This window comes from Microbacterium umsixpiens, from assembly GCF_053543675.1.
The window spans coordinates 2,512-10,471 of the sequence record NZ_JBLVOH010000166.1; the positions used below are offsets into that span (position 1 = coordinate 2,512).

6 protein-coding genes are annotated in these 7,960 nt (G+C 67.6%); 3 read left to right on the plus strand and 3 right to left on the minus strand.

Features of this window, described 5'->3' with window-relative positions:
* The 3 genes from ACNPM4_RS16235 to ACNPM4_RS16245 form a co-directional block, all read right to left on the minus strand.
* The coding region (locus tag ACNPM4_RS16235; protein WP_448986370.1) for an ABC transporter permease at positions 1-1,749 on the minus strand (1,749 nt) is incomplete at its 3' end.
* On the minus strand, positions 1,746-2,471 hold the full coding sequence (locus tag ACNPM4_RS16240) for an ABC transporter ATP-binding protein (protein WP_029261959.1): 726 nt from the start codon (positions 2,469-2,471) through the stop codon (positions 1,746-1,748). The genes ACNPM4_RS16235 and ACNPM4_RS16240, both read right to left, overlap by 4 nt.
* On the minus strand, positions 2,468-3,088 hold the full coding sequence (locus tag ACNPM4_RS16245) for a PadR family transcriptional regulator (protein ID WP_448986371.1): 621 nt from the start codon (positions 3,086-3,088) through the stop codon (positions 2,468-2,470). The genes ACNPM4_RS16240 and ACNPM4_RS16245 overlap by 4 nt, the downstream gene beginning before the upstream one ends.
* 188 nt (positions 3,089-3,276) lie before the next feature.
* On the opposite strand from ACNPM4_RS16245, the gene secA reads away from it, so the two are divergent.
* The 3 genes from secA to ACNPM4_RS16260 all read left to right on the plus strand — a co-directional run.
* Positions 3,277-6,078, plus strand: coding sequence for a preprotein translocase subunit SecA (gene secA / locus ACNPM4_RS16250; protein WP_105710317.1), 2,802 nt, complete (start codon positions 3,277-3,279; stop codon positions 6,076-6,078).
* A gap of 70 nt (positions 6,079-6,148) precedes the next feature.
* Positions 6,149-7,375: a pyridoxal phosphate-dependent aminotransferase gene (locus tag ACNPM4_RS16255; RefSeq protein ID WP_029261956.1), complete on the plus strand. Its 1,227-nt coding sequence runs from the start codon at positions 6,149-6,151 to the stop codon at positions 7,373-7,375.
* A gap of 94 nt (positions 7,376-7,469) precedes the next feature.
* Positions 7,470-7,960: hypothetical protein (locus tag ACNPM4_RS16260; protein ID WP_448986372.1), on the plus strand; the 491-nt coding region annotated here is incomplete at its 3' end.

The following is a 7,960-nucleotide window of genomic DNA, read 5'->3' on the forward strand; positions in this document are numbered from 1 at the left end:
CGCTCCGGTCGGCTGGATCGCGATGGCGAGGGTGCCGACCGGAGCCTGGTAGGCCCAATCCCGCGCGGTCCACGCGTTCTGCATGGAGGTCTGGCTCATGGCGAAGACCGCGACGAAGACGGTCGCGGCGATCGCAGCGAAAGCGGGAACCGTGCGTGAGGAGTTCGCCGCGGCGTCGCGGGCGGCGATGCGAGCGGCGACGCTGACGGGCGAGAGCGCTTTGGCGGTGATCCACAGCAGCCAGCGACCGGAGAGCAGGATGCCGATCTGCACGAGGATCGGCCCGATGACGATGCCGAACGGAGGAATAGCCCGCAGCGGCGAGTCCCACGGCAGATCCGTGACCTCGATGGCGAGGATCGCGAACGCGCTGCCGATCGTGAGCGCGACGCCGAGGATCAGCAGGATCGATCCCCAGATCGGTCGCGACGCACGGGGTCTCTGCGGACGACGCGCGCCGCGCAGCGCACTGAGGGTGTCGGTGCGGGCGACCGTGCGTGCGGGAAGCACTGCGGATGCGGTTCCCACCAGCACCGAGAAGGTCAGGATCCCCGCCAGGATCAGCCACGGCACGTGGAAGCCCCAGAACTGGGTGGCCGATCCGTCGGCGAGGAGTGCCATCGTCACCGCGGCCGCCCCGACGCCGAGGGCGAGACCGAGAATGCCGGAGATGAGGCCCAGGGCCGTGCCCTGGAGCAGGATGACCCGGCGGAGGTCGGCCGGCGCGGCTCCCACGCTCGCGGCGACGGCGAGAGACCGCTGCTGGCGGCGTGCGGCGACCGCGAAGGCGGCGCCCGCCAGCATCACGACGACGTACGCGGCGAAGAGCCCGCCGGCGATGAGCACGATGAGCACCGTCCACAGGGCGCCGTCGTCTGCTCCGGACCACCCGCCCCTCGTCTTGTCCGAGAGGACCGGCGGCTCCTGGATCACCGACCGCGAGTAGGCGACCACACCGTCTTCGTTCAGCTTCTCGACCTCCGGCCAGCTGAGCGACAGGTCGGGGAGATACCAGCGGGCGTCGCCCGAGAGTCCGACGCTCGCCGGCAGGAAGAGCGCGGAGGTCGCATCGGAGAGGACCGCCGAGTCCAGGGTTCCGACGACGGTGTAACTGCGGTCGCCGTCGGTGACGACGACCTCGTCACCGATCGCGATCCCGAGCCGCTCGAGTGCAGCCGGCGTCGCCATGATCTCATGGCCGGACCGCGGGGTCACCCCGTCGAGAAGCTCGTACCGTCCCTCGAATCGCTCATCCCAGAGCTCGCCTCCCCACGCGGGCATCCCGGTCACGCCGTCGGGAGTCTGCACACGCACGGTGGACTCGACGACCCGGATCGCCTCGGTGCCGGACGGCAGCACAGTGGTCGGATCGGCGATCGGCGTCCCCTCGGGGGTATTGCCGGAGTTATCGGGAGATCCCGTCCACGTGGGGTCGATGGGGGACTGCCAGAATCCGCTGTCCGGTATACCGCCCACCGAGACCCATGCCTCCATCCGTCCCAGTTCCGCGGTCACGCGTTCCTGCGGGGTGCCGATCATGCTCGCCCCTATGACCGCGTAGGCGGTCATGGCTGCGATCGGGAGCAGGACGAGCGTGCCGATGAGGGCGCTCGACAGCAGGGTGCGGCGCAGCTGCCGGTGCGCAAGCCGGGCGGCGACGCGCCAGCGGGCGCGTCTTCCCGGCCGTCGGACGGACGAGGAGGGACGGTCGGACGTCCTCGTCTCCGGTCGGTCGACGGTCGCGGTCATCGGCCCGTCCCGCTCAGCAGCACCTCGGCGTCGTCGCGCCGGGTCTCGTCGACGATCCTCCCGTCCCGGAGAAACACGATCCGGTCGGCGAATGCCGCATGGCGCGCCTCGTGCGTGACGAGGATGCCCGCCGCACCCGCATCCACTCGTCCGCGGAGCATCCGGAGCACCAGTTCGCCGGTGACGGAATCCAATGCGCCCGTCGGCTCGTCGGCGAGGATGAGTCGGCGTCCGCCGACCACGGCGCGAGCGATCGCGACGCGCTGCTGCTGACCTCCGGAGAGATCGTCCGGATAGGAATCGAGCTTGTCCGCCAGGCCGACGGACTGCAGGGCGTCCTTCCCCGCGCGGCGGGCGACCCGGGTGCGGAAGCCGTCGAGTTCCAGCGGGAGTGTCACGTTCTCGATGGCGGTGAGCGTGGGGATCAGATTGAAGTCCTGGAAGACGAAGCCGAGGGAACGTCGACGCAGGCGGGCGACCTCCGCGGCGCTCTGCTCGCTGAGGAACGCGCCCTCGATGACGACTTCACCGGTGGTGGGTCGAGCGAGACCGCCGGCGATGGCGAGCAGAGTCGACTTGCCGGAGCCGGAGGCACCCATGACGGCGACGAGCTCCCCGCGGCGAACCTCCAGGTCGACACCCGAGAGTGCCGACACCGCCGTCGCGCCGTTCCCGTACTGCTGCGTCACCCCGACCAGGCGCAGGACCGTCTCGGCGCTCACAGTGAGGGAGCCGCATCCGCGAAGGGAGCACCAGCTTTCGCGGGCCGCCCGCGCTTGGGGCGCTCGGTCGCGAGTTCGAGCGCCATCGCCTGTCGCGGGTGCAGGGCGAGGCGCTGTTCCGTGTGGTCGAGCCACCGCACCTCGGCCTCCGCGGCGAAGATCATCGAATCGACGACCAGCGCCCAGGAGAGCTCCTCCGGACCGTCGGCGTCACCGCCGGCGTACTTCGCCCGCTGCAGGGACTGCAGCTGTCGCAGCGACGCCGTGCGCTGCGACTGGATGACCGCTGCGACGTCGACTCCGGGAAGCGTCGCGGCCACGGCGAGCTTGATCGCGAGCTCGTCCCGCGTCGCCTGCGTCCGCACCACGGGGGAGGAGAGCCACTGCGCGACCTCGGCGGAGCCGGTATCCGTGATCTGCCAGTAAACATGACCCTGCTCGTCGGCATCCCCGCGCTCGACGAGGCCGTCTCGCTCGAGACGCTCGAGCGTGTTGTAGATCTGTCCGACGTTCAGCGGCCAGGTGGAGCCGGTGCGCCGATCGAATTCGTGCCGCAGCTGATAGCCGTAGCAGGGGCCCTGGTCGAGGATCGCGAGCAGGCTCTGACGTACCGACATGGTGGGCTCCCTGGTTGTCGAGATGAATGCAATACCGAGTATATGCATACTCGGCAACTATTCGAATCTTCTCGTGGAAGCCCCGTGCAGGCGACGTGCAGGTCACAGGCCGGTAACATGGCAAAGCATGCCTGGCGTCGGGTTCACCGGCGGCCGGCGATTTACCCACTGACAGGGAGATGACATCCGTGGCCAATCCTCTTGAGAAGCTGCTGCGTGCTGGCGAGGGGCGGGTCATCCGCCGCCTGAATCAGGTCGTCAAGGCAGTGGGAGCGCTGGAAGAGGACATCTCCAAGCTCACCGACGACGAACTGCGCAATGAGACCGTCGAGCTGCGCGCACGCTTCGAGAAGGGCGAGACGCTCGACCAGCTCATGCCCGAGGCCTTCGCCGCGGTACGAGAGGCGGCCAAGCGCACGCTCGGCATGCGCGCCTACGACGTGCAGATCATGGGTGGTGCCGCGCTCCACCTCGGCAACATCGCCGAGATGAAGACCGGTGAGGGCAAGACCCTCGTCGCGACCCTGCCCGCGTATCTGAACGCGATCGCCGGCAAGGGCGTGCACGTCATCACGGTCAACGACTTCCTCGCGAGCTACCAGGCCGAGCTGATGGGGCGTGTGTTCCGTGCCCTCGGCATGACCACGGGCATCATCGTCTCCGGCCAGACGCCCGCGGTCCGCCGGGAGCAGTACGCGGCCGACATCACGTACGGCACGAACAACGAGTTCGGCTTCGACTACCTGCGCGACAACATGGCGTGGCGCAAGGAAGACCTCGTCCAGCGTGAGCACTTCTTCGCGATCGTCGACGAGGTCGACTCGATCCTCATCGACGAGGCCCGTACGCCGCTCATCATCTCGGGCCCGTCCTCGGGCGAGGCGAACCGCTGGTTCGCCGAGTTCGCGAAGATCGCCCGCACGCTCGAGGTCGGTGAGGACTACGAGGTCGACGAGAAGAAGCGCACGGTCGGCGTGCTCGAACCCGGTATCGAGAAGGTCGAGGACTACCTCGGCATCGACAACCTCTACGAGTCGGCCAACACCCCGCTGATCTCGTTCCTCAACAACTCGATCAAGGCACTCGCGCTGTTCAAGAAGGACACCGACTACGTCGTGATGAACGACGAGGTCATGATCGTCGACGAGCACACCGGCCGCATCCTGGTCGGACGCCGCTACAACGAGGGCATCCACCAGGCGATCGAGGCCAAGGAGGGCGTACCGGTCAAGGCCGAGAACCAGACTCTCGCCACGGTGACGCTGCAGAATTACTTCCGTCTCTACGACAAACTCGCCGGTATGACGGGTACGGCCGAGACCGAGGCCGCGGAGTTCATGTCGACCTACAAGCTCGGCGTCATCCCGATCCCGACCAACCGGCCGATGATCCGCAAGGACCAGTCCGACCTCGTCTACAAGAACGAGACCGCCAAGTTCGCGCAGGTCGTCGAGGACATCGCCGAGCGTCATGCCGCCGGCCAGCCGGTGCTGGTCGGAACGGTGAGCGTCGAGAAGAGCGAGTACCTCTCGCGCCTGCTCGCGAAGAAGGGCGTGAAGCACGAGGTCCTCAACGCGAAGAACCACGCGCGTGAGGCCGAGATCGTCGCCCGCGCCGGACGTCTGGGTGCCGTCACCGTCGCCACGAACATGGCCGGACGAGGCACCGACATCATGCTCGGCGGAAACGCCGAGTTCCTTGCGGTCCAGGAACTCAAGGGCAAGGGGCTCGACCCCGTCGAGACGCCCGAGGAGTACGAGGTCGCGTGGGATGAGACCTACGAGTCGATGAAGAGCATCGTCGCCGAGGAGGCCGAGAAGGTCATCGAGGCCGGCGGGCTCTACGTGCTGGGCACCGAACGACACGAGTCGCGTCGCATCGACAACCAGCTCCGTGGCCGTTCCGGGCGTCAGGGCGACCCCGGTGAGAGCCGCTTCTACCTGAGCCTGACCGACGACCTGATGCGTCTGTTCCAGTCGGGTGCCGCGGAGGCGATCCTCGCCCGCACGAACTTCCCGGACGATGTGCCGATCGAGTCGGGCCTCGTCTCCCGAGCGATCCGCAGCGCCCAGTCCCAGGTCGAGTCGCGCAACGCCGAGATGCGCAAGAACGTCCTCAAGTACGACGACGTCCTGAATCGTCAGCGCGAGGCGATCTACGCCGACCGTCGACACATCCTGCAGGGCGATGACATCGCCGACCGCGTGCAGCACTTCATCGAGGATGCGATCAGCGGCGTGGTCCGCGACCACACCGGTGAGGGGCACAACGAGAGCTGGGACTTCGACGCGCTCTGGACCGAGCTCAAGACGCTCTACCCGGTCGGCGTGACGATCGACGAGGTCGTCTCGGAGGCTGCGGGGCGCAAGGGAGGGATCACGGCGGACGGACTCACCCGCGAGCTGCTCTCCGACGCGAAGATCGCATACGAGGCTCGCGAGGAGGCGCTCGGCGAGGCTGCGACGCGCGAACTGGAACGTCGCGTGGTGCTCCAGGTGCTCGACCGCCGCTGGCGTGACCACCTCTACGAGATGGACTACCTCAAGGACGGCATCGGCCTGCGCGCGATGGCTCAGCGCGATCCGCTCATCGAGTACCAGCGCGAGGGCTACGCGATGTTCCAATCGATGATGGGGCAGATCAAGGAGGAATCCGTCGGGTACCTCTACAACCTCGAGGTCGAGGTGCGTCGGGCCGGAGATTCCCAGACCGCCGAGGTCGAGGCCAAGGGGCTCGCTTCCGACGGGGGGGAGCAGCGTCTCGAGTACTCCGCAGCGAACGATGCAGGCGAAGTCGAGGTCCGCAACGATCGCGGTCAGGTCCAGCAGGCGGCCACCGATCGTGTCCGTCAGGCGGCGGCTCGCGCTCAGGCCCCGCAGACCGAACCGGAAGAGGCGCCGCGAGGCGCCTTCGGACAGCGCACCGATGCGGAGGCTCCGGCCGCCGGCAACCGCGAGCAGCGTCGCGCCCAGGGCAAGAAGAAGAAATAGCTCGCGCGCAGAGGAGAGGAGGGCCAGTCCGGGTGGATCGGCCCTCCTTTCGTCGCTGTAGGCTTGGTCGATGACACCAACGCGCAACTTCGACCAGTCGTCGAAGCTCAAGAACGTCCTGTACGAGATCCGCGGAAACGCGCTCGTCGAGGCGGCGCGTCTGGAGGCCGAAGGCCACAAGATCCTCAAGCTGAACACCGGGAATCCGGCGATCTTCGGCTTCGATGCTCCTCATCAGATCGTGCATGACATGCTTGCGTCGCTTCCGTCCGCGCATGGCTACAGCGACAGCAAGGGCATCATCTCGGCCCGCCGCGCGGTCGTGAGCCGGTACGAGCAGATCGAAGGCTTTCCCCGTTTCGACCCCGACGACGTCTACCTCGGCAACGGCGTCTCCGAGCTCATCACCATGACGATGCAGGCGCTGCTGGACGAGGGCGACGAGGTGCTCATCCCGGCCCCGGATTACCCCCTCTGGACAGCGATGACCAGCCTCGCCGGCGGCACGCCCGTGCATTATCTGTGCGATGAGGATGACGAGTGGCAGCCCGATCTCGAGGACATCCGCTCGAAGATCACGCCGCGCACCAAAGCTCTCGTCATCATCAACCCGAACAACCCCACCGGCGTCGTGTACTCGCGCCAGATCCTCGAGGGGCTCGTGCAGATCGCTCGTGAACATGAGCTCCTGCTGCTGTCGGATGAGATCTACGACCGGATTCTGTTCGACGGCGCCGTGCACATCCCCACCGCGACCCTCGCTCCCGATCTGCTCTGCCTGACATTCAACGGACTGTCCAAGACCTATCGTGTCGCGGGCTACCGCTCGGGCTGGATGGTCATCACCGGGCCGCAGGGCCACGCCAAGGGATTCATCGAGGGCATCACGCTGCTGGCGTCGACGCGACTGTGCCCGAACGTTCCCGCCCAGCACGCGGTGCAGGCCGCGCTGTCGGGCGTGCAATCCATCGACGCGCTGATCGCCCCGACCGGTCGCCTGCACGAACAGCGTGACATCGCGTGGGAAGGCCTCGAGTCGATCCCGGGGGTCTCGTGCGTCAAGCCGCAGGGAGCACTGTACGCGTTCCCGCGTCTCGATCCGAACGTGCATGAGATCCGAGACGACGCTCGCCTGGTCTACGACCTGCTCGTCGCGGAGCACATCCTCCTGGTGCAGGGGACGGGTTTCAACTGGGCGACCCCGGACCACCTCCGACTCGTCACGCTCCCTGAGCCCCGAGTATTGAGCGAAGCCGTCGAGCGACTCGGGAACTTCCTCGCGAGCTACCGGCAGTAACGGGCTCCGCGTCGACGGGAGACAGCGTCGCCGCGAGCCCTCGAATGCCGGCGACGAGCGTCGAGCGCGGTGTGACATCCGTCATCGGGCGGGCATGCAGCAACGAGGCATCGGCAGCGCGCTGGTCGAACGGGAGGAATGTGACGTCCGTGATTCCCGCGAACCGCTCGAGCGTGCGTCGAACCTGCCCGCGGGCATCGATCCCCAGCGGTCCCGGCCGGACCTGATTGACGACGACCGACACCGGCGTCGGCGCGGTGAGCCGGCGGACTTCTGCGTGATCCCGGAGGAATCGGCTGATCCCCAGCGGATCGGCTGCGGCCACGGCGACGATCAGGTCGGCTTCGCTCAGCGTCGCCGACGTCGCGGCATGGCGTCGAGGGCCGGCGATATCGTAGGTCACCTCGTCGTCTGCATCGAAGGCTCCCGCCACATCGACGACCGTCTCTTCCCGCCACTCCCGACACGCGCCCAAAGCCATTCGGAGACGGGCCGCCCCCAGTTCCGGCCATCGGCTCGGGCGGTTTATACCGGCGAGCACCTCGACCGCCTCGCCGCCGCCGGTGGCGACCGTCGTGGCGAGTC